General features: G+C 39.2%; 19 protein-coding genes. 17 read left to right on the top strand and 2 right to left on the bottom strand.

All coding sequences use genetic code 11. From position 1 onward, the window contains the following. Nucleotides 1–2: 2 nt before the first annotated feature. The 17 genes from V7K89_RS11620 to hypB all read left to right on the top strand — a co-directional run bounded on the left by V7K89_RS11620 (nucleotide 3) and on the right by hypB (nucleotide 17,551). The gene (locus V7K89_RS11620) at nucleotides 3–1,007 is read left to right on the top strand and encodes an NAD-dependent epimerase/dehydratase family protein (RefSeq protein ID WP_335187232.1); all 1,005 of its coding nucleotides are present in this window, start codon (nucleotides 3–5) and stop codon (nucleotides 1,005–1,007) included. 191 nt (nucleotides 1,008–1,198) lie between these two features. Next, complete coding sequence (locus V7K89_RS11615) at nucleotides 1,199–2,185, top strand: glycosyltransferase family 2 protein (protein ID WP_335187230.1); 987 nt, start codon at nucleotides 1,199–1,201, stop codon at nucleotides 2,183–2,185. Between the two features lie 77 nt (nucleotides 2,186–2,262). Then, on the top strand, nucleotides 2,263–2,730 hold the full coding sequence (locus V7K89_RS11610; RefSeq protein WP_335187228.1) for a DUF2141 domain-containing protein: 468 nt from the start codon (nucleotides 2,263–2,265) through the stop codon (nucleotides 2,728–2,730). Between the two features lie 230 nt (nucleotides 2,731–2,960). Beyond that, nucleotides 2,961–4,220 (top strand): glycosyltransferase, encoded by a 1,260-nt coding sequence (locus V7K89_RS11605; protein ID WP_335187292.1) that lies wholly within the window; start codon nucleotides 2,961–2,963, stop codon nucleotides 4,218–4,220. Between the two features lie 649 nt (nucleotides 4,221–4,869). After that, nucleotides 4,870–6,153: a glycosyltransferase gene (locus tag V7K89_RS11600; RefSeq protein WP_335187226.1), complete on the top strand. Its 1,284-nt coding sequence runs from the start codon at nucleotides 4,870–4,872 to the stop codon at nucleotides 6,151–6,153. A gap of 218 nt (nucleotides 6,154–6,371) precedes the next feature. Continuing rightward, nucleotides 6,372–6,503 (top strand): hypothetical protein, encoded by a 132-nt coding sequence (locus V7K89_RS11595; protein WP_335187224.1) that lies wholly within the window; start codon nucleotides 6,372–6,374, stop codon nucleotides 6,501–6,503. A 373-nt stretch (nucleotides 6,504–6,876) separates the two neighbouring features. Further along, nucleotides 6,877–7,851 carry a hypothetical protein gene (locus V7K89_RS11590; RefSeq protein ID WP_335187222.1) on the top strand — a complete coding sequence of 325 codons (975 nt, stop codon included), beginning with the start codon at nucleotides 6,877–6,879 and terminating at the stop codon, nucleotides 7,849–7,851. Nucleotides 7,852–7,931: 80 nt separating this feature from the next. Beyond that, on the top strand, nucleotides 7,932–8,198 hold the full coding sequence (locus V7K89_RS11585; RefSeq protein WP_335187220.1) for a hypothetical protein: 267 nt from the start codon (nucleotides 7,932–7,934) through the stop codon (nucleotides 8,196–8,198). An 8-nt stretch (nucleotides 8,199–8,206) separates the two neighbouring features. Then, nucleotides 8,207–8,431 carry a hypothetical protein gene (locus V7K89_RS11580; protein WP_292774648.1) on the top strand — a complete coding sequence of 75 codons (225 nt, stop codon included), beginning with the start codon at nucleotides 8,207–8,209 and terminating at the stop codon, nucleotides 8,429–8,431. 56 nt (nucleotides 8,432–8,487) lie between these two features. Continuing rightward, complete coding sequence (locus tag V7K89_RS11575) at nucleotides 8,488–9,333, top strand: NifU family protein (RefSeq protein ID WP_335187218.1); 846 nt, start codon at nucleotides 8,488–8,490, stop codon at nucleotides 9,331–9,333. A gap of 636 nt (nucleotides 9,334–9,969) precedes the next feature. Next, nucleotides 9,970–11,184, top strand: coding sequence for a hypothetical protein (locus V7K89_RS11570; RefSeq protein ID WP_335187216.1), 1,215 nt, complete (start codon nucleotides 9,970–9,972; stop codon nucleotides 11,182–11,184). Between the two features lie 27 nt (nucleotides 11,185–11,211). Beyond that, a complete protein-coding gene (hypF, locus tag V7K89_RS11565) occupies nucleotides 11,212–13,560 on the top strand; it encodes a carbamoyltransferase HypF (RefSeq protein ID WP_335187214.1) in 2,349 nt (782 codons plus the stop codon). 82 nt (nucleotides 13,561–13,642) lie between these two features. Continuing rightward, nucleotides 13,643–13,903: a HypC/HybG/HupF family hydrogenase formation chaperone gene (locus V7K89_RS11560; protein WP_335187212.1), complete on the top strand. Its 261-nt coding sequence runs from the start codon at nucleotides 13,643–13,645 to the stop codon at nucleotides 13,901–13,903. 136 nt (nucleotides 13,904–14,039) lie between these two features. Continuing rightward, complete coding sequence (gene hypD, locus V7K89_RS11555) at nucleotides 14,040–15,218, top strand: hydrogenase formation protein HypD (protein ID WP_335187210.1); 1,179 nt, start codon at nucleotides 14,040–14,042, stop codon at nucleotides 15,216–15,218. Between the two features lie 40 nt (nucleotides 15,219–15,258). Continuing rightward, nucleotides 15,259–16,362: a hydrogenase expression/formation protein HypE gene (gene hypE / locus V7K89_RS11550; protein WP_335187208.1), complete on the top strand. Its 1,104-nt coding sequence runs from the start codon at nucleotides 15,259–15,261 to the stop codon at nucleotides 16,360–16,362. A gap of 20 nt (nucleotides 16,363–16,382) precedes the next feature. Next, the gene (gene hypA, locus V7K89_RS11545; RefSeq protein WP_335187206.1) at nucleotides 16,383–16,724 is read left to right on the top strand and encodes a hydrogenase maturation nickel metallochaperone HypA; all 342 of its coding nucleotides are present in this window, start codon (nucleotides 16,383–16,385) and stop codon (nucleotides 16,722–16,724) included. Further along, a complete protein-coding gene (gene hypB / locus V7K89_RS11540) occupies nucleotides 16,715–17,551 on the top strand; it encodes a hydrogenase nickel incorporation protein HypB (RefSeq protein WP_335187204.1) in 837 nt (278 codons plus the stop codon). The genes hypA and hypB overlap by 10 nt, the downstream gene beginning before the upstream one ends. Nucleotides 17,552–17,757: 206 nt before the next feature. On the opposite strand, the gene V7K89_RS11535 is transcribed toward hypB, so the two are convergent. Next, complete coding sequence (locus V7K89_RS11535; protein WP_335187202.1) at nucleotides 17,758–18,132, bottom strand: hypothetical protein; 375 nt, start codon at nucleotides 18,130–18,132, stop codon at nucleotides 17,758–17,760. Further along, the gene (locus V7K89_RS11530) at nucleotides 18,122–19,129 is read right to left on the bottom strand and encodes an LLM class flavin-dependent oxidoreductase (RefSeq protein ID WP_335187200.1); all 1,008 of its coding nucleotides are present in this window, start codon (nucleotides 19,127–19,129) and stop codon (nucleotides 18,122–18,124) included. Before V7K89_RS11530 ends, V7K89_RS11535 begins: the two co-directional genes overlap by 11 nt. Nucleotide 19,130 lies beyond the last annotated feature (1 nt).

The raw sequence follows: 19,130 nt of genomic DNA, 5'->3' as shown, positions 1-19,130 counted from the left end.
TTATGAACCTCAAAGACAAAACTCTCCTAATTACTGGGATTAATGAATTTATCGGTTTGCGTACAGCCGAGTTAGCCATAGCACAAGGGATGAAGGTTCGTGGACTACAAAGTTCTACAGTACAAAACAAACAATTACAGAATTTAGGTGTAGAGGTAATTATTGGTAATATCACCGATTTTACTATTGCTCAAAAGGCTTGTCAGGGAGCAGATATCGTTTTACATACAGAGCAAATTATCGAAGAAGCTGGTGAAATTAAGCATTTTCGTGATGTCAATGTTGGCGGTACTATTAATATAGCTAAAGCCGCTAAACAGGCTGGTGTCAAAACATTTGTACATCTATCTAGTGTAATGGTTTATGGTTTCAACTATCCTGATGGTGTTACAGAATCCGGGCCACTCTCTGGCGAAAATAATCCCTACTGTCAAACAAAAATAGAAGCCGAAACAGCACTTTTAGAACTGAATAATTCCTCAGATTTTGGCATTATTGTGATTCGAGCTGGAGATGTTTACGGCCCAGGAAGTATTCCCTGGATAGTCAGACCAATTCTGATGATGCGCCAAAAATTATTTGCTTGTGCCAACGATGCTAATGGAGTAATTAATCATGTATATATAGATAACCTGATTGATGGCATCTTTCTGGCAATAGAAAAAGAAATTTACGGTGAAATATTTAATATTACTGATGGACAAGAAACTTCGTGGAAAGAGTATTTTATGCGTTTAGCAGCAATGGAAGATTTACAAGCACCCCTTTCATTATCGAAAGATGAAATCAAATTGTTTCTAAAGCTACGTATTCAAGGACAAAAACTTTTTCGGAAAAAAGTTGATATTTTACCAGAGTCTATAGATTTTATGACTCGTCCTTACGCTTGTTCCATTACCAAAGCCCAAAATTTGTTAAATTACAAACCAGCAGTTGACCTAGAATTAGGTATGCAGCAAACACATGAATGGCTGCAAAAAACAGATATTCAAAGCCTGATGAAATAGTTTTTAGGGAGTAGGAAATTATAAAAATTAGAATAATAGGTTGGATTGAGCAATAGCAAAATCCAACAAAACCTTGATATGTTGGGTTTGTTCCTCAATTCAAGCTATTAAATTCTGACTTTTTACGTTGCGTTTACCTAACTACGATTAAGCAGAAAATAATCCATAGATTTTCCGAATATTTGTTGTCTATGAGTAGTAATCAGCCACGATTGAGCATCGGATTACCTGTATACAATGGTGAAAAATTTATCAAAGAAGCTATAGATTCACTCTTAGCTCAGACCTTTGAAGATTTTGAACTAATTATTTCAGATAATGCATCTACAGATAAAACTGAGGAAATTTGTAGAGCTTATGCCGAGCAAGACCAGCGTATTTGTTACTATCGCAATGACAAGAACATCGGTTGTGCTCGTAACTTTGATCGCGTCTTGAAACTGTCTTCAGGTGAGTATTTTAAATGGGCAGCCCATGACGATCTACATTCTCCAGATTTTATCAAGAAGTGTGTTGACGTACTTGACCAAGATCCTACCATAATCTTGTGTCACTCCCAGGCATATTTCATTGATGAACAGGGGAATTTTATCCAAAATTATGATATCAAAGTCAAGGCAGATGCACTAAAACCACACAAGCGTTTTCACGAATTGCTGACCAAGCATTTATGTTATCAATGTTACGGGGTAATTCGTACTAGTGCTTTGAAAAAGATACCGCCTATGGGTGGTTATGGTAATGCAGATGGAATTCTCTTGTTAAGACTTGGTATTCTCGGTAGGTTTTATGAAATTCCTGAATACCTGTTTTTTTTCCGAAGTCATCCGCAACAATCAATGAGTATGTTTTTTCCCAATTATTTGTTGTTAACAAATACAAATCAAAAATCATTCTTGAGGATGTTGCCTGATTTTTATGCATATACAGTGTGGTTTGATTCAGCAAAGAAAGGAAAAATTTTATTACCACATTGGAGAATGATTTGGGAGTATATACTCTCCATCTGGTGTTGTCCCCTGAGTTTATATGAGCGGCTGTGTTGTCATATAAGTCTATATCAGCAGTTAAAAGGAACAGAATATCTTTTGCTGAAAGATTTACTAATAGCGCTGCAAAAACTTTGTAAACGTTGGCAACCAGTATCAATTAAAGAACAGCAAATCACGACGCTTTGAACGAATTGGTTTAGAAATAAAAGCTGATTAACGCAGCTTTCTATCAACTCCAAAATCACCTATTCTGACACAAAACTATGCTGAAACTATCTCAACTATCTCATGTTTTGCTTGCTACTTTAGTAAGCATCAGCTTTGCTAAGACAGCGAATGCAGAGCCAACTGCAACACTTAACGTTGTAGTAAATGGAATACATCACCAAAAAGGTGAGATTTGCTTTCGAGTTTATGCAAATGAAAAAGGATTTCCAATGAGTAGTACTAGTGAAGCTCAAAGTGGCTGCGCTAAGATTAATGGCAGTTCTGTGACAAAAAAATTCTCCGGTTTGAAACCTGGAACTTATGCTGTCGCTGTAGTTGACGATCAAAATGGCGATCGCAAACTCAATAAAGACTTTTTCGGTATTCCCAAAGAAGGTTTTGGAATTTCTAAAAATCCAACTGTGTCCATCCAAACAGGTACACCAAAGTTTCGTGATGCCAGTTTTGTTGTAAACAAAAATACAACAGTTAATATCATCATGAAATATTCGCTTGATTCGTAAAGGGACTGGGGAGTAGGAGAAGCAAGGGAGACAAGGTGACAAGGTGACAAGGTGACAAGGTGACAAGTTTTTCCTCCGAAGTTCTGAGTGCTGGAAGCCAGCGCTTAGATTTCTCTCCTTGTCCCCAATTCTCAAGAGTCCCCTTGTCCTCTTCCCAATGCCCAATGCCCGATGCCCCATGCCCAATCCCCAGTACCCAATCCCTCATTCTGTCGGAGACTAAAAATTTAATGGAAGATTTGGCAATATTTCTGTCTAAGTCTTTGATGGGTTGGCTGGTTATTCAGGTCTGTTTCACGCTTGTCTTTATATGGTATCTGCGCTCGTCTAAAAAAAACTTATTACCAGATGACCAGCTGCCCAAAACAGCGGTAATTCTTTGCTTACGTGGAGCCGATCCGTTTTTGCCGAGATGTTTGCGATCGCTCCTAAATCAAAACTATCCACAGTATGATTTAAAATTAATCGTTGATAGTCACGAAGATCCCGCTTGGAAAATTGCTAGTGAAACCATCACAGAGCAAGAAGCGACTAATGTTCAAATCAGCCCTTTGAGAATAGTACGCAACAATTGTAGTCTCAAATGCAGTTCTTTAATCCAAGCTATCCGTGAGTTGGACGATTCTTATAAGGTGGTTGCTTTAGTAGATGCTGATACTATAGTTCATTTAAATTGGCTGCGAGAATTAGTTAGTCCTTTAGGCGATGCGAAAGTCGGCGCAACAACCGGCAATCGTTGGTACGTACCAACTGGTAAGTATTGGGGTTCTTTAGTGCGGTACGTCGGCAATGTGTCCACGGTAGTGCAAATGTTTATCTTTCAGATTCCTTGGGGTGGAACTTTGGCTGTGAAAACAGAAGTACTTCGCCAAACAGAACTGTTAGATAAATGGGGACAAGCTTTAGGCGAAGATTTTATGATGCATGACATCCTGAAAAAACATGGTTTTCAGGTAAAGTTTGTGCCTTCGCTGCTAATAGTCAATCGTGAAGAGACTGATTTATTCAACTTAATAGACTATCTTAAGCGCCTTATCCTTTGTTCTCGACTGTATCATCCCCGTTGGTTGGCTCTTGTTGGTGAAGCTGTTTCGAGCATTTTGTTTCCGACTCTATTAAGCATGTTAGTTCTAGAGTTGTTGTTAGAGGCAAAATGGGAAGCTGCGGCTTTGTTGTTAGTCTGCTATGGAGTCTACACCGTCGGATTACTCTTGGTAATGCTGGTGTTGGAATTAGAGATACAACGAATGGTTCGCTCTAATAACCAGGCGATCGCCAAATTATCAGCTGCTACAATCATCAAAATGTTGATTGGGATTCCGTTGACACAGTGGGTTTATGGATTAGCGATGCTATCATCCCTGTGGACATCAACTGTCACCTGGCGCGGTGTTAGCTATCGAGTTCAAGGGCCTTGGAATGTCCGTCTGGTGGAATATCGCCCTTATCAATGGTTGGATCAGCCTATTAATAGCAAGGTTTCTCTTTGATTAAATCGCTAAATATCAACTAGGGCATGAAAGTTATTACACTAAACATTCCCTAGTCTTCAAATTGTATTATCTTATATTTAGTAAAACTATGTTAGCTATAACCCAATACGGTTTAGTTAAAGCTATATCTCTTTGTCAAAGTCAATTTTTTTTAACGAACCTTTCTAGGCGCAGAGAAGCCAGTGCGCCCTTGCGGTTCCCCGACTTGTACCCCTTCTCCTTCGGAGACGCTAGCGCGAACGGGGAAGCAAGCTACGCGCAGCATCTCCCCTTGGGAGAAGCAACTGGCGCGACACACAGAGAAGGGAGAAATGCTTAACTGACCTGTATTGAGCTATAACCCTTGTCAAAAGATACGTTTTTACTTGTTGAATACCAAAATGTATTTGCATTAATGGCAAGGGTTTAGATAAACGTATTAAGGGGAATTTTTACTTGAGCATTTTGGATGTTTTGATAGTTTCAATCCAGGTTTATAAACATCCGCTTTCAAATCGACAATTTCAGCTATTTGACAATGCGTAAATCCTTAGTCTAACTGTCTTAGTGGGAATTTCTGAGCCAAATAATCAGGATATTCTTCAAACATTTGCTGCGTAAATCCTAAGTTAACAACCAGCAATTTTGTGAAATATTCCCCTTTATTATGACTAAGCAAAAACTTCGCATTGCACTGTTTACAGGGTTGTACGCTCCTTTCTTGACTGGTGTTTCCGTTGCAGTTCACCAACGAGTTCGTTGGTTGCTAGAACAGGGACATGAGGTTTTTCTAATCCATCCCCAAATCAACGATCGCTACCCCAAAAATGTTGGCGATCGCCCCATGCCAGGTTTAGAGGAAATTCAATCTTTCCCCAATTTTTCTGCTTATGCATTCCCTACAGAACCATTGGTATTCTACAAGTCTCTTCCTCAACCGTTGAACTATCGGCATTGGAGCGATACCAAGTTGCTAGAGAAATTCCAGCCTGATATTATCGTGGTTGAAGAAGCAGCGCAAATGAGAGGGTTATACTCATTTTTCTTGCAAGGTTATGGTCGCCCTATCGGCACTCAATACGCAAAACGAACAGGCACACCAATAATATCACTCTTCCATACAGATATCGTTGCCTATATCAAATATTACTTTGGAGATCGGTTCTTCAATTTTGTTCGTCCGATTATTCCCGTTTTAGTCAAGCAATTTAGTGAGTCTTATAACTTCAATTACTTCTCTTCTAAAGAACAACTGACTAAATACGAAGAACTGAAATGCCAACGTGCTGAATACGTCGCTTATCAAGGTATCGATTGCGAAAAATTTCACCCGCGAAACATCTGTTACGATCCAATTCCCAATGATAACCGACCAACTCTTTTGTTTGTCGGACGCATTACCCCCGAAAAGAATGTCAACCAATTACTTGATATCTTTCCAGTCATAGCTGCCAAAATTCCTGATGTTCATCTGGTGATTGTTGGTAGTGGGCCACTAGATGAAGAGATCCGTGAGCGTGCTAAAAAGTTTGGATCGGGTATTACTGTATGGGGTGAGTCTCATGGTACAGAACTTCTGGGTTGGTTTGCTAGAGCAGATATTTTTGTCAACCCCTCCGTCACCGAGAACTTCTGCACGACAAATAATGAAGCATTAGCGTCTGGAACTCCTCTAGTTGCTGTTTTTGCACCGTCAACTTCAGAACAAGTATTTCCTGGTCGTAACGGTTTCCTTGCTCAACCTAACAATCCTACAGATTTCGCCCAAAAGGTAATTGCAATTCTGGAAAATCCCAGTTTGAAAGCAGATATGACTAGAAACGCTCGCCCTTCCATACTTGACTTTGATTGGTCAGCGTGTATGCAGAAATTTGAACACAAACTTTACCAAATCATTGAAGGAGCGCAGAAGGTGGAAGTAAGTACAACCAGTATAAGACCACAGCGATAAGAAATATGGCGATCGCTAGCATTTACAATATTAGCGATCGCTAATTAGTGACTTTGACTAAGGCTCTTGGTCTAATAATGCAATCACATTAAAATGAAGCCAGAGTTTAATAGCTGGGATAATAATGGAAGTTTTTCAACTTACGACAATTGTTGATGCATCAGGGCATTTGCATATTGACATCCCAACACAGCTAGCGCCTGGGCAGGTAAATCATTGTGGTTGTTCTAAATCCAGTTGCATCAAATAACGCACAGAAATCTAATTATGATTTTTCTGCTCTTGCGGGAAAATTAGGCTGGGAGGGAGATGCATTAACGATGCAAAAGGTGTTGCGGGATGAGTGGTAGTCGCTATTTGTTGGATACAAATGCGATCGTAAAATAATATTTGAATTGTGTCGAGTGTTGATACAAAAAGTATTTTAAAAATATTAGGTGTTTAAAGCTGACATTAATATTAGCAATTTCCCCCTAGAATTTTAGAAATAGGGTGTTTTATATTTTAATGACTGGGGATTGGGTATTGGGTACTGGGAAAAGTTTTCCTAGTCCCTAGTCCTCAGTTACTAATCCTAGTCTCAGACAAAAAGGGGAATTTTGCCTAAAGGACTCGAAGCCTGCGTAAATCAGTATGGCCCGTGATTAGACACATAAAGCGTGTTTTGATCGTTCATGGGCGTTAACAGACTCAATTCCCAATTGGCTAGAGTATGGCAGAGTTATGACCCCCAGCATTACAGATTCGGCGGTGAAAGCTGCGATCGCAGCTGTTGCATCGGAGTCAGCCTCAGCAGAGGAAAAAATCCAAATGCTGATTGAGATAGCACAAGGCTTTCAAAAAAAGCCCAAAACTGCCCAAGATTTACGGAATGCAGTTGGATTATATTACCGGGCTTATGAAATGTGTGGTGAGGAGTATCCCTTACTGAAAGCCAGGGCGCAAGTAGGTATGGCAGGCACATTACAGGCAATCCCTGATGTAGAGACTGAACTGCTACTGCAAGCGAAAGCAGGTTATGAAGAAGCACTACCAATTTTAGAACAATTAGCAATGCCTCAGGAAGTGGCAGAGACACAGATGAATTTTGGGCTGGTGTTGCAGTCACTTGTGCCATTCAATTTGGCGCGGATAACTGACAGCATCCAAGCTTATCATGAGGCTTTGCGAGTGTTTACTTGGGAGGATTACCCCCAGGAATACGCAATTTTATATAACAATATTGCGATCGCTTACCTTTCTATGCCCCTGGCATCAGAACGAGAATACTTGCGTCAAGGGCTAGCAGTGCAATCATTTGAGGTGGCGCTAAAGCATATTAATTTGATTGACCATCCCAGAGAATATGCGATGTTGCAAAACAATTTGGGTAACGCTTTGCAATATTTATTGAGTTCCCATCCTGTGGAAAATAACTTACGGGCGATCGCAGCTTATGATGAAGCGCTAAAAGTGCGTAATTTCAAAGATACACCCCTAGAGTACGCTAACACAATTTCAAACAAAGCCAACGCTTTATTCAACTTACCCGATGATTCAGAAAAGCCAGAAGCTGGCAATCCTAAAAATCTTTTACAAGCACGTATTTACTATCAGCAAGCCTTAGAAATATTTACCCAAAATCAACAACTTGAGCAAGCAGAAATAGTAGCCCAAGCCCTACAAGATATTGAAGTAGAAATAGGGAATAGGGAATAGGGCATTGGGCATTGGGCATTGGTTATTCTCCCTCATCCCCCACTCCCTACTTTCCTCATTAATAAGGAGAAAAAAACAGCATGATAGATATTTTAACAAACTCTACTGTGAGAGATTTTCTCACAAGTTTAGCGGATGGTGACTTAAACATAGTAACAGGATTAGTGTGGATAGTCATAGCAACAGTCTTGTCTATGGTTGGCGGTGCTATTGGTGGAATGCTGTTAGCTGGAAAAGATATCGGCTACCAGTTTTCAGCAATGCTTGGTGCATTATTTGCCCCTGCTGGTGTAATTCCTGCTATTCTATTAGGACTTGTAATCCTAAATTTATTGACAAACTATTAGGAGTAAGTATGTTAGAAATTGGCTGGTTTTCTGCCAAGTTATTTTTCAAAGGAAAATTACTGCGCGATCCAATGTATTTTGTTCAGCGAACTGCTATTGCTACTGCTGTAGGTTCGTTACTACTAGTGTTATTTGCACAAATTGACATTCCCTTCTACTTACCAATAACATTATCTAGCTTAGTCACAGGCTTGATTATGCCATTTCTACTCAAAGATTTCAAAATGAAGTAATTTGTCATTGGTCATTTATAAATAACCAATGCCCCATACCTAATGACTAATGATTAATGACAAACCTTGAAGAATTAGTTCAGGAAATTAACCGCTTTGAGGCAATTATATCCGAGTGGGATGAAAGCCAACGGTGTGTAGCAGTAGGTTTAAAAAGAGCAATTGAAGCTTTGCATAAAGCTGCTTTGACTAGTTTGATTAAAAGTTTAAAGCAAGAATCAATGTCAGCTTTGCGTCATGCAGTTGCTGATGAAGTAGTGTATGCAGTGCTGCTTTATCACGAACTAGTTAAACCACCAAAACCACCATTAGCACAGCGAATTCAAACAGCCCTTGAAGAAGTTCGACCAGGTTTAAAAAGCCATAATGGAGATGTAGAATTAGTGGCGATTAAGCCACCAGATATAGTAGAAGTCAGATTAATAGGGACTTGCAGCAGTTGTCCAACTTCTACTTTGACTTTATCTCAAGGAGTAGAACAAGCAATCAAAAACCATTGTCCCGAAATTACCAAAGTAGTTGCAGTCAATAACAACCTTACTGTTAACAACGCTAATTCTGGTTTAATCAGTCCATTTTCTGCCCAAATAACTAGTACTTGGATCAAAGTAGCAACTATTAATGAGGTTCCTGAACTTAGTGTATTGACAGTACAAATTGCTGGTAATTCACTAATTTTAAATCGTCAAGGTATTACGGTAAAATGTTATCATAATGCTTGTACTCATTTAGGATCTCCTTTAGAAAAGGGTAAAATTGAAAATGGTATTCTTACCTGTCCTTCCCACGGATTCCAGTACAAATTAGAGACAGGTGAATGCTTAACTGCACCTGATGTTTCGCTTCAGTCCTATCCAGTCAAAGTTAAAGACGATAAGGTTTTTGTAAAACTGCAAAAATGAGGATGCAAAGGTAACATTTCAGCAAATATACTTGACGATTAGTCAATCACGGCGATTTTGCTTTTTCATTTCAGTAGTTCGCGCATTCATTTTAGTGTCTTGTGCAAGCAAAAGACCTGAATGCTTTCTCAATATCCCTGAATTCATTCTCATTTGTGTAATTCAGGTATTCATTTTAGTGTTTTGAGAAAGCAAAATGACATATTACTTTCTCAAAATGGCATTTTACTTATTCAAATCCCAGTTTGCTTACTCATTTTAGTGTTTTCCGCAAGCAAAAGGTTATTTGACTTATTCAAACCCCAGTTTGCTTACTCATTTTGGTGTTTTCCGCAAGCAAAAGGTCATTTGACTTACTCATTTTGGTGTTTTCCGCAAGCAAAATGAGCTTTTACTTTTTCAAACCCCAGTTTGCTTTCTCATTTCAGTATATCGCGCACTCATGCCGAAGATTCGCTATGTAGCAAAAATTACTAAAGTTAGCTAGATTTTTTTAAGATTGATTAATAAGGGAAGTTGATTAAAGGCTTTAATTTAATTTGAAAAAAGCATAATGCCAAACTGTTACTGTTGTTACACGCTAATCAATATTAATGTTTTTAAATAATTATAATTATCAGCGTCTATTTGCGGTTCATGGATATCCCAATCAAAATTAATCCAATATCACAATTACCGCTAGAAGCAACAGAAATTTCTCAAGATTTACCTTTATCACCTCAAGGTGCAGAGGTAATTTTAGGCAACATTATTGAACCAGAACAATTAGTCATACCTGTAGCACCCAGTCCCGTAACAATGTTTGGGCCTCGTGGTGCTTGTTTATTATCAGAAACTGGCCCGTTATGGGTATCAGATACCGGACATCATCGATTATTAGGATGGCAGAATTTACCCACAAGAGATAGTCAACCGGCTGATTGGGTAATTGGACAACCTGATTTTTATCATGAAGGACAAAATGCTAAAAATACACCGGGAAAAGCAACCTTAAGTGTACCAACTGGAATTTGTGCTTGTGGCAAAGGGTTAGCTATAGCAGATGCTTGGAATCATCGGGTTTTGATTTGGAAAAACTTACCAGAAGATAATAATGTTCCAGCAGATTTGGTATTAGGGCAAGTTAGTTTTACCGATAATCAACCAAATCGAGGAAATCAACAAGCATCTGCTAGTACAATGCACTGGCCTTATGGTGTATTCTATCATCAAGGACGGCTATTTGTTGCTGACACTGGTAATCGAAGGGTATTAATTTGGCATCAATTTCCAACAGAAAATGGTCAATCTGCTGATGTAGTTTTGGGACAACCAGATATGATATCTCGCAATGAAAATGGCGGTGCTTCTCCAACCGCAGCGAGTATGCGTTGGTGTCACGATATCACTCTTTGGGGAGAGAATTTGGTTGTCAGTGATGCAGGTAATCATCGAGTGATGATTTGGCAAGGAATACCAACAGAAAATAATGCCTCTTGTGCAGTGATTTTAGGACAAAAAAGCTTTGATTTTGTGGAAATGAATCAAGGAGTTTATTATCCTAGTGCTAGTAGTTTGAGTATGCCTTATGGAGTGGGGGTGACTGAAGATTGGTTAGTAGTTGCAGATACTGCTAATTCTCGCTTGTTAGGATGGAGAAAGCTAGAATCAATTTTATCACTGCAAGGTACGGTGGCGAATGCGCTTGCAGGACAAATAAATTTTCAAAGTAAAGGTGAAAATCGTAATTTCGGACTACCTAAACGAGATAGCTTAAATTGGTGTTACGGGATAAAAATTTGTGGCAATACAGCAGTAATCGCTGATTCTGGAAATAACCGAATTTTGCTATGGCAGTTTCATAATTCGTAATTCGTAATTTTTGAAAGTCAAGTTTATATGGCGGCTGAAGAAATTAGAGTTAGCGGTACTGTTCAAGGAGTAGGATTTCGCCCTACCGTATATCGTCTTGCTAAAGCCTGCGGCTTACGTGGAGATGTTTGTAATGATGGCCAAGGCGTATTAATTAGGGTATCTGGTCGTGAGGAAGCAATAACAGAATTTGTTGCCAGATTGCAAATAGAATCTCCACTTTTGGCAAGAATTAATCAACTAACTAGAACTCCTTATGAAGGTGAATTGAAATTTGATAATTTCGTGATTTCTACTAGTGTTAATAATGCCATTAAAACAGAAGTTACCCCTGATGCAGCCACCTGTCCACAGTGTCAACAAGAAATATTCGACCCCTTTAGCCGTTTTTATCGCTACCCATTTACTAACTGTACTCATTGCGGCCCCCGCCTAAGTATTATTGGTGCCATTCCTTATGACAGATGCAATACCAGTATGTCTTCGTTTGCGATGTGTTCAGAATGTGGAAAGGAATACCACAATGTAGAAAACCGCCGTTTTCACGCCCAACCTGTCGCTTGTCATGCTTGCGGCCCCGCAGCTTGGTTAGAACGCGCCGATGGCAAATCGGTTACTGCTTCCATGTTTTCGATGTTGGATGATGTCGATGCCGTTTGTACCTTGTTGCAAAAAGGTGAGATTGTAGCAATTAAGGGATTAGGTGGTATTCATTTAGCTTGCGATGCAACACAGGAAGCCGTTGTACAAAAACTGCGTCAGCGAAAAAAGCGCTATCATAAACCCTTTGCTTTAATGGCGCGGGATCTTGAGATAATTGAACAATATTGTATTGTCAACGTCAAAGAAAAAGAATTATTAACAAGTTCTGCTGCACCAATTGTTTTATTACAGGCTTCAGGTAAAAAACAATTAGCATCGTCAGTAGCATCAGGACAAAATACTCTTGGTTTCATGCTACCTTATACGCCCTTGCATCATTTAATTCTGCGGCGGATGAATCGCCCAATTGTTTTAACAAGTGGCAATCTTGTTGATGAACCACAATGTATTGATAATGACGAAGTAAGGGAAAAATTAGGGACAATCGCTGATTATTTTATCTTGCACAATCGAGAGATTATTAATCGGGTAGATGATTCGGTTGTGCGTGTTATGGGTGATAAAGCTCAAACAATTCGCCGTGCCAGAGGATATGCACCAGCATCAATTAGTTTACCACTGGGATTTCACAAAGTATCGCAAATTTTAGCAATGGGCAGTGAGTTAAAAAACACCTTTTGCTTATTGCGTGAAGGAGAAGCAATTCTCTCTCAACATCTAGGAGATTTAGAAAATGCTGCCGCTTTCAACGCTTACCAAGTAAATTTAAATTTATACTTAAATTTATTTGAGTATAAACCAGAAGTAATCGCCATTGATAAACATCCTGAATATCTCTCAAGCAAACTTGGTAAAGAACTTGCGGACGCAAATAAAATCAAAATTTATCCAATCCAACATCATCATGCCCATATTGCCGCTTGTATGGCAGAAAATGGGATTCCTCTAGATTCATCTCCAATATTAGGTATTGCTTTAGATGGTTTAGGTTACGGTGATGATGGTACACTCTGGGGTGGAGAATTTCTTTTAGCAGATTACCGAAATTTTAAACGACTAGCAACATTTAGATCAGTAGCAATGATTGGTGGTGAACAAGCAATTTATCAGCCTTGGCGTAATACTTATGCTCAATTAATAGCTGCTAATCTTTGGGATGATTGCCAACAAAAGTATACTGATTTAGAAATATTTAAGTTTTTAAGAAATAAGCCAATTGAGCTACTCAATCAACTTATAGAGAAAGGAATTAACTGTCCTCCAGCTTCCTCAGTGGGACGATTGTTCGATGCAGTGGCGGCGGCTATCGGTATTTGTCAAGACAAATGTAGCTATGAAGGACAAGCTGCGATCGCAATGGAAGCTATAGTAGATGTTAGCAGCTTAAATAATAATAAAGAAACGCTAATATATCCTTTTAGTTTTAGCTTTTTAGATAGTATTTATTGTATAGACCCACGCCCAATGTGGCAAGCCTTGCTTGATGACTTACAGCAGCAGATTCCACAAGCAGTTATGGCTGCCAAATTTCACCAAGGTTTAGCTAATGCGATTGTGGAAATGGTTAAGCATCTTAGTCAAGAAAATCTGATTTATCAGGTAGCCCTAACAGGAGGAGTATTTCAAAATTGTATATTGTTAGAGCAAGTTACCAAAAGATTACAAACATTGGGAATAAAAGTACTTACTCACAGCTTAGTTCCAGCTAATGACGGCGGGTTATCTTTAGGACAAGCAGTGATTTCAGCCGCACAATTAATACATGATTGTTAATATCTAGCAACCATTTTCTGACAAATAATTCTCTCTGTGTTCTCCGCACCTCTGTGGTTCGTTCATCTTTATAAATCAAAAAATGTGCTTAGGAATCCCCGGACAAATTATAGAAATTACCAACGTTAACCATAAATTAGCCATAGTTAACATTGGTGGTGTTAAGCGCGAAGTAAATATTGCTTGTATCGTAGATGAACAACATCCTCCCGAAGCTTGTATTGGGGATTGGGTGCTAGTGCATGTTGGCTTTGCGATGAATCGAATTAACGAACAAGAAGCGGCAGAAACATTACAACTATTTCAAGAAATAACAGCAGCAGAAGCAGGGATTAGTACGTGAAGAAAGTAGGAGGCAGAAAATAGAAATCTAGATGAGGCAACTCTTGGAGACGCTGTGCCAACGCGATTTGTTAAAAAACTCTCTACTACAAAAGCGAAATTAACAGATACATAAAACTCACTACTCCTCACTTTCTATGAAATATGTTGACGAATTCCGCGAACCGGAAAAAGCAGAAGCACTATACCGTGAAATCACCAAATTATGCCATCGACTAGAAAAACCTATCAAAATAATGGAAGTATGTGGCGGACATACCCATTCTATTTTTAAATATGGTATCGAAGAAATTTTACCCCAAGATATTGAACTAATTCATGGGCCTGGTTGTCCAGTATGCGTTATGCCAAAAGGGAGATTAGATGATGCGATCGCCATCTGTCAAAATCATAACGTCATTTTTGCCACCTTTGGCGACGCAATGCGAGTTCCCGGTTCCAAAACCAGTTTACTGCAAGCCAGGGCACAAGGTGCAGACATCCGTATGGTTTACTCTCCCCTAGACAGCCTGCAAATTGCCAGAGATAATCCTGACAAAGAAGTAGTTTTCTTCGCATTGGGCTTTGAAACCACAGCCCCTAGCACCGCCTTCACCATCCTGCAAGCAGCAGCTGAAGAAATTCATAACTTTAGTATGTTTTGCAATCACGTCCTCGTGATTCCCGCCCTCAAAGCACTATTAAATAATCCTGACTTGCAACTGGATGGATTTGTTGGGCCTGGCCATGTCAGCATGGTAATTGGCACTGACCCATATCAATTTATTTCTCAACAATATAATAAGCCAATTGTCGTCTCAGGATTTGAACCCTTAGATATTCTCCAATCGATTTGGATGCTATTGCAACAGCTAGTAGAAAATCGTTGTGAAGTTGAAAACCAATATAACCGAATTGTAGAAAAAAGCGGGAATACAGTAGCCCTACAAGCTATAAACAAAGTTTTTGCTGTTCGACATAGTTTCGATTGGCGCGGCTTAGGTGACATTCCTTATTCAGGATTACAAATTAAACCTGAATATGCCCAATTTGATGCCGAACTTAAATTTACCATTCCTAACCTCAAAGTAGCCGACCATAAAGCTTGTAAATGTGGAGAAATTCTCAAAGGAGTCTTAAAGCCTTGGGAGTGCAAAGTATTTGGTACAGCTTGCACACCAGAAACACCAATTGGTACTTGCATGGTATCTTCTGAAGGTGCTTGTGCAGCCTATTATAAATACGGGCGACTCTCCACAATTGCCAAAAGAACAATCGCCCAAAAACCAAAAATAACTCAAGAACCCCTCCCCGCCTGCGGCTTCTCCTCAGACTAATAATACTCCGCGTTCCTTTACATTTCCAAAAAAGTTTAATATGAATATTTCCCCGACAAACTCAATACAAAATCCCCTATTTCAAAAAATAGAACAAGCCCGTCGTTACCAAAGTAAAGTGCATGACACTCATATAACTCTCGCACATGGCAGTGGTGGTAAAGCCATGCGTGATTTAATAGATGATATCTTTGTCAGCAATTTTGATAACCCAATTCTCTCGCAACTAGAAGACCAAGCTAGCTTTAACTTAGCCAGTCTCATGCAACAAGGAGACAGACTTGCATTTACTACAGATTCTTATGTAGTAGACCCATTATTTTTTCCCGGTAGTGATATCGGAGAATTAGCTATAAACGGTACAGTTAATGATTTAGCTGTCAGCGGTGCCAAACCTTTATATTTAACTTGTAGCGTAATTTTAGAAGAAGGATTACCAGTTGAAACCTTACGCCGTGTCGCAGCCAGTATGAACGCAGCCGCAAAAAATGCTGGTGTTCAAATTGTCACTGGTGACACAAAAGTTGTACATCATGGTGCTGCTGATAAACTCTTTATTAATACTGCTGGGATTGGTATCATTCCACAAGGAGTTAATATTTCTGCTCATAACATTCAACCTGGAGATACAATAATAATTAATGGTGAAATAGGCAATCATGGGACAGCAATTTTAATTGCCCGTGGCGAATTAGCCTTAGAGACTAATATTGAAAGTGATTGTCAGTCGTTGCATAGTTTAGTAGAAACTATTCTCCATACATGTCCCCAAATTCATGCTATGCGAGATGCTACACGCGGTGGTTTAGCTACAGTATTAAATGAATTTGCCCTTAGTTCCGATGTGGGAATTTGTCTTTTTGAAGAATCTATCCCAGTGCGTGAAGAAGTCAACGGAGTTTGCGAAATTCTTGGTTTAGACCCATTGTATTTAGCTAATGAAGGTAAGTTAGTTGTAGTAGTTCCAAAAAAGAATGCTGACAATGTTTTATCAGCTATGAAATCCCACCCAGTAGGCAAAGATGCTTGTATTATTGGCGAAGTTATTACCTCACCCCCAGGTATCGTTTTATTAAAAACAGCTTTTGGTGCTGAAAGGATTGTTGATATGTTGGTAGGCGACCAATTGCCACGAATTTGTTAATTTTTAAGAGATTTTATTGGATGCACGAACTTGGAATTACTCAAAATATTGTGGCAATCGTGACTGAACATGCCAAAGGTGCAAAAGTGCAGCGAGTTTTATTAGAAATTGGCAAACTTTCAGCTATTATGCCCGACGCTATCCGATTTTGTTTTGATATTTGCACTCAAGGCACAGTTTTAGCAGGGGCGACATTAGAAATTTTGGAAATTCCTGGCTTAGGGCGATGTCGCCAATGCGGTGCAGAAATTTATTTAGATAAACCATTTGGTATCTGTAACTGCGGTAGCGCGCAATTAGATTTAATTACTGGTGAAGAACTGAAAATTAAAGAAATAGAAATAGAGGAATTATGTGTGTAACCTGCGGTTGTTCTGATGATGGTGAAACTAAAATTACCAATCTGGAAACAGGTGAAGCTGAACATAATCATCATCATACTCATACTTTAGCAGATGGTACTGTGATCACTCATTCCCACAGTCACGACACTCATATAGAAGCGTCTCAAATTCATGCTAAAATACACAATACAACGATATCCTTAGAACAGGAGATTTTGGCAAAAAATAATTTGATAGCAGCCCAAAATCGGGGATGGTTTAAAGGTCGAAATATTCTCGCCTTAAATTTAATGAGTTCTCCTGGTGCAGGGAAAACAACTCTTTTGACACGAACTATCAATGATTTAAAGCATCAATTATCTATTAGTGTCATTGAAGGCGACCAAGAAACTGCTAACGATGCCAAAAAAATTAAAGAAACAGGCTCTAAAGTTATTCAAATTAACACTGGAACAGGCTGTCATTTAGACGCATCAATGATAGACAAGGGTTTACAACAACTGAATCCGCCACTAAACTCAGTTGTGATGATTGAAAATGTGGGGAATTTGGTTTGTCCAGCCTTATTTGATTTAGGAGAAAATGCAAAAGTTGTGATTCTCTCCGTCACGGAGGGAGAAGATAAGCCAATAAAATACCCGCATATCTTTCGTGTAAGTAACATCATGATTCTCACCAAAATTGATTTGCTGCCTTATGTAGATTTTGATGTTCAAAAGTGCATAGCTTATGCTAAACAAATAAATCCCCAAATTCAGATTTTTCAGCTTTCTGTAACTACTAGTAGTGGGCTAGAAAAGTGGTATGCGTGGCTAATTGAAAAGTTAAAAACTTGTCAACATTAATCCCTTTTTTTTGACGAATACCTAATTTTTTTTACAACCCGCTAAGAATGGTAATAACGCAAAAGAAGAAATACTTAACTTAACTGTATTGGCTTTATCACTCTTCTAAAATTGTAACACCCTGTACTTTAGAGTACAGGGTGGAAGACAGCGATAAGAATGAATAAGCTGTATTTCGCGTGATTCCCAATTCTGATATATTTACCTCAAAGCCAATCTCGATAAGCAGATATTTCATTTACGCTGATCTCAAATGGCATCCCTTTGCCAAATGGCGGATAAACGCGGATTTTACCATTGCTAGCAAACCGCTCTAACCTATTACCCAACTGAGGAATATTGCTGACGATATGCCAGTAAGATACTAAGTCAGGGCAATCAATAATTAGTGTGAGGATGCTAGTATTTGTTGTCAGATACCACTGACAATTAGACAACAGTACTCGTGTAATGCGATCGCAAGCTTGATAAAAGCATCTGCCAGTAGACTGTTCTAGCTCCATTTGCAGCATTCCATCCTGTTTTGTTACTTCAGCTGGAGGTAAGTCATCGGGAGGAAGCAGGTATAGTTTAGAAGACATAATTTCGCACCTCTTGGTTGTAGCGCGTCAAACTCTCTAAGTTTTTTTGCAGATTCGCAGACGAGGGTTTGAGTGCTAGCGTACCTAAATCTAATTCGTCCTGAAATTTCTTGATTTTGTCTCGACAAGTCCCCACATCACCGATAATTGAGTTCTCAATCAAATAGTCTTCATCGAAACAAATATTTGTGCGATCGAATGGTTTTTGGTTGAGATTCGGATTATTCTGCAATAGTTGAGCCGAATTAGCTTTCATTTTCTGGCTAAATTGGCGAACGAAAGGTAACGCTTGACTCACTGCCTCGTCAAATGTTTTACCGACAAAAAAGAAGCGTGCCAGCACAAAGTTTTCCGTACCACTAGAATTTAAGGCTCGATATTTGCTAACAGTATCCTTCAATCTCTTTAAGGAAAATGGCGGGCCACCCATCAAGCTGAAGGAATGTTTTGCTGCAAACTCGATACCGTCATTACCACCAGTGGCAACATACACTGGGATTTGATTTTGCAATGGTTTGGGGTAAATTGTCAAGCGATCGCATTGAAAATATTGCCCATTAAATGATACATCAGTTTCATATAACAGCTTCTGAATCAATGCGATCGCCTCTAGCATCTTGGGACGGGATTCACTTGATAGTGTCGCAAAATGTTTGTTTTGTTGAGGAAAGGGGCCGCCTTTGGCAACTCCAAATAATAATCGTCCATTGCACAGATTATCCAAAGTGGCAATATCTTCTGCCACTCTAATGGGGTTATGGAATGGCAGCAACACCGCAGCAGTGCCTAATTGGATAGTTGAAGTCAATCCCGCCAAATGTGCCATTAACACCAACATGGACGGGCTGAGATTGGATTCACTAAAATGGTGTTCGCTCACCCACGCTTCCTCAAAACCTAAACTTTCTGCTTGTTTTACCAGTGCAACTTGCTCAAAGATGGCACGACAAGCATCTTGGTGAAAATTATCGTAATTGCAGAAAATTCCAGTTTTCATT

Source organism: Nostoc sp., from assembly GCF_036917515.1.
Lineage (GTDB): Bacteria > Cyanobacteriota > Cyanobacteriia > Cyanobacteriales > Nostocaceae > Nostoc.
The sequence above is the reverse complement of the archived record's forward strand: the minus strand, read 5'-3'. Positions and strand labels throughout refer to the sequence as shown.

Excerpts from the sequence above, each read along its gene's own strand:
- V7K89_RS11600 (WP_335187226.1), top strand. The coding sequence starts at position 4,870 with ATGACTAAGCAAAAACTTCGCATTGCACTGTTTACAGGGTTGTACGCT.
- hypF (WP_335187214.1), top strand. The coding sequence starts at position 11,212 with ATGGCGGCTGAAGAAATTAGAGTTAGCGGTACTGTTCAAGGAGTAGGA.
- V7K89_RS11530 (WP_335187200.1), bottom strand. The coding sequence starts at position 19,129 with ATGAAAACTGGAATTTTCTGCAATTACGATAATTTTCACCAAGATGCT.
- hypA (WP_335187206.1), top strand. The coding sequence starts at position 16,383 with ATGCACGAACTTGGAATTACTCAAAATATTGTGGCAATCGTGACTGAA.
- V7K89_RS11580 (WP_292774648.1), top strand. The coding sequence starts at position 8,207 with ATGTTAGAAATTGGCTGGTTTTCTGCCAAGTTATTTTTCAAAGGAAAA.
- V7K89_RS11590 (WP_335187222.1), top strand. The coding sequence starts at position 6,877 with ATGACCCCCAGCATTACAGATTCGGCGGTGAAAGCTGCGATCGCAGCT.
- V7K89_RS11585 (WP_335187220.1), top strand. The coding sequence starts at position 7,932 with ATGATAGATATTTTAACAAACTCTACTGTGAGAGATTTTCTCACAAGT.
- V7K89_RS11575 (WP_335187218.1), top strand. The coding sequence starts at position 8,488 with ATGACAAACCTTGAAGAATTAGTTCAGGAAATTAACCGCTTTGAGGCA.
- hypB (WP_335187204.1), top strand. The coding sequence starts at position 16,715 with ATGTGTGTAACCTGCGGTTGTTCTGATGATGGTGAAACTAAAATTACC.
- V7K89_RS11605 (WP_335187292.1), top strand. The coding sequence starts at position 2,961 with ATGGAAGATTTGGCAATATTTCTGTCTAAGTCTTTGATGGGTTGGCTG.
- V7K89_RS11535 (WP_335187202.1), bottom strand. The coding sequence starts at position 18,132 with ATGTCTTCTAAACTATACCTGCTTCCTCCCGATGACTTACCTCCAGCT.
- V7K89_RS11560 (WP_335187212.1), top strand. The coding sequence starts at position 13,643 with ATGTGCTTAGGAATCCCCGGACAAATTATAGAAATTACCAACGTTAAC.
- V7K89_RS11610 (WP_335187228.1), top strand. The coding sequence starts at position 2,263 with ATGCTGAAACTATCTCAACTATCTCATGTTTTGCTTGCTACTTTAGTA.
- V7K89_RS11615 (WP_335187230.1), top strand. The coding sequence starts at position 1,199 with ATGAGTAGTAATCAGCCACGATTGAGCATCGGATTACCTGTATACAAT.
- hypD (WP_335187210.1), top strand. The coding sequence starts at position 14,040 with ATGAAATATGTTGACGAATTCCGCGAACCGGAAAAAGCAGAAGCACTA.
- hypE (WP_335187208.1), top strand. The coding sequence starts at position 15,259 with ATGAATATTTCCCCGACAAACTCAATACAAAATCCCCTATTTCAAAAA.
- V7K89_RS11620 (WP_335187232.1), top strand. The coding sequence starts at position 3 with ATGAACCTCAAAGACAAAACTCTCCTAATTACTGGGATTAATGAATTT.
- V7K89_RS11570 (WP_335187216.1), top strand. The coding sequence starts at position 9,970 with ATGGATATCCCAATCAAAATTAATCCAATATCACAATTACCGCTAGAA.